Below are 2,337 nucleotides of genomic sequence, written 5' to 3' on the forward strand. Positions count from 1 at the left end.
ATCAACATCATCGTCGCCGGCATCAACGTCGGCGCCCAGCCGTACTGGAACGCCGAAGCCACGATGCTCGCCCACACCAAGGGCATCCTGGTGATGACACCCGACAGCGCCATGGTCCTGACCGGCAAACAGTCCCTGGACTACTCCGGCGGCGTCTCCGCCGAAGACAACTTCGGCATCGGTGGCTACGACCGCGTCATGGGACCCAACGGACAAGCCCAATACTGGGCCCCGAACCTCCGCGCTGCTGTCGACGTACTGTTCGCGCACTACGACCACGCCTACGCTGCTCCCGGTGAGCGCTTCCCGCGTCGGGCGACCACCGCCGATCCGATCACCCGCGACGTCCGCAGCTACCCGCACGTGCACCCGGCATCCGACTTCACCACCGTCGGCGACATCTTCTCGAGTGTGACCAACCCCGACCGCAAGAAACCGTTCGACATCCGCACCGTCATGCGCGCCGTCGTCGACCAGGACCATTCGGTTCTCGAACGGTGGGCCGACATGGCCGACGCCGACACCTCCGTCGTCTTCGACGCCCACCTCGCCGGCATCCCCGTCTCCGTCATCGGTATCGAATCACGCGCCATCCCCCGTAAGGGCTGGTTCCCGTCCGACGGACCCGACCAATGGACCTCAGGCACCCTGTTCCCCAGCAGCTCCAAAAAAACCGCACGAGCAATCAACGCCGCCAGCGGCTCCCGCCCGATCGTGGTGCTGGCCAACCTCTCCGGCTTCGACGGCTCGCCCGAGTCACTGCGCAACATCCAGCTCGAATACGGCGCCGAAATCGGCCGCGCCATCGTCAACTTCGACGGACCCATCGTCTTCTGCGTCGTCTCCCGCTACCACGGCGGCGCATTCGTCGTCTTCTCCGGAGCACTCAACGACAACATGGAAGTCCTCGCCGTCGAAGGATCCTTCGCCTCCGTCCTCGGCGGCGCACCCGCAGCAGCGGTGGTCTTCACCCGCGACGTCAACGCCCGCACCGCCGCCGACCCCGGCGTCAAAGAACTCGAAGCCAAGCTCACCGCCGCAGAGACCGATGCCGAACGCGCGCACCTCCGCGTCGAACTGGCAACCAAGAAAGCAGACATCCGCAACGCCAAACTCGGCGAAGTCGCCGCCGAATTCGAAGCCATCCACAACATCCAACGAGCACAAACCGTCGGATCCGTCCACCACATCGTCCCCGCCGCCGAACTACGACCACAACTCATCGCCGCCATCGAACGAGGAATGGCCCGTACTTCAGGTGCGCTGGAAGAGATGAATGAAGATATCCGACACCATTTGTCGGATTTGGCAGTTTCGGGAAGTGCTCAAATCGCGATGCAGGGGTGATGCGCGCTCATGTCGAAGCAGATCTGCATCGACCAATTTCGATTGTCCGGAGCATGGAACTTCCGGGACGTCGGTGGCGCCCGAACAATGGATGGGCGTGCCGTTCGGAGTGGGATGCTATTCAGATCATCCGAGCTGTCACAGTTGGACGAACAAGGCCGCACCGAAATGAGAAGGCTTGGAGTAAAGGCGGTATTCGATCTTCGCGGCGATGCCGAAATAGCGCGTAGCGGGGCCGATCGCCTTCCCGTCGGCGTCCTCCTACGCAATACTCCCTACCGGAACCACAAGGGCGATTCCGCTCCGCACGAGGGTGGTGTTGCGCGCGACGAAGACGACCAGCTCGGCCACATGATGCACACGTACTCCTCGTATTCGTCACTCGAGGGCGCGTTCGACGCGATACGCGAGGTCGTCACAGTACTGGCAGCGGGGGAGGGGCCGATCCTGGTGCACTGCGCCGCTGGTAAGGACCGCGCGGGATGGACGATAGCGACAGTGTTGCGCGCTGTGGGAGTGTCCGATACGGACATCGTGGCCGACTTTCTACGAAGCAACTCTGGAATCGAGCCGCTGCGCAAACACATGCAGGCAGTGTGGTCGACGATGGGCGAGGAGAACCCGATCGAACCGTCGAACGCCATGCTCGGGGTGAGTGAACAGTACTATCGCCACGGTCTGGAGACCGTCGACCGGGTGCACGGGTCGTTCGAGGCCTACCTGAACGCGATCGGCATCAGCGAATCCGCCCTGGTTGACCTGAGGGGAGTGTTGCTGACCGACGGGCCGAATGACTGAGCGTGCACCTCACCTTGGCGGAAACGAACTCTCCGCAGCAGTGGCCTTCAGCTGACACCGTGGCTGCACCGTGCGGTTTCGCTGCGTTCACGTGCAGTTATTCCCTCTCGCTACTGTTATCCCTACGAACTAATTGGGGAGAGCGCCATGGAGTTCAGGCATCTGATGGCATTTATCACCATCGCCGAGGAG

Annotated in this window: 1 protein-coding gene and 1 pseudogene; both read left to right on the forward strand. The window is 62.6% G+C overall.

Features of this window, described 5'->3' with window-relative positions; genetic code table 11:
- A pseudogene (locus tag WA965_RS05785) lies at positions 1–1,251 on the forward strand (carboxyl transferase domain-containing protein); the annotation flags it as partial.
- Between the two features lie 105 nt (positions 1,252–1,356).
- A complete protein-coding gene (locus tag WA965_RS05790) occupies positions 1,357–2,145 on the forward strand; it encodes a tyrosine-protein phosphatase (protein WP_526447222.1) in 789 nt (262 codons plus the stop codon).
- Positions 2,146–2,337 lie beyond the last annotated feature (192 nt).

This window comes from Mycobacterium sp. (assembly GCF_049683935.1).
Lineage (GTDB): Bacteria > Actinomycetota > Actinomycetes > Mycobacteriales > Mycobacteriaceae > Mycobacterium.

Bases quoted from the DNA above. Each gene is read 5' to 3' on its own strand.
- WA965_RS05790 (WP_526447222.1), top strand. From the start codon at position 1,357: ATGTCGAAGCAGATCTGCATCGACCAATTTCGATTGTCCGGAGCATGG.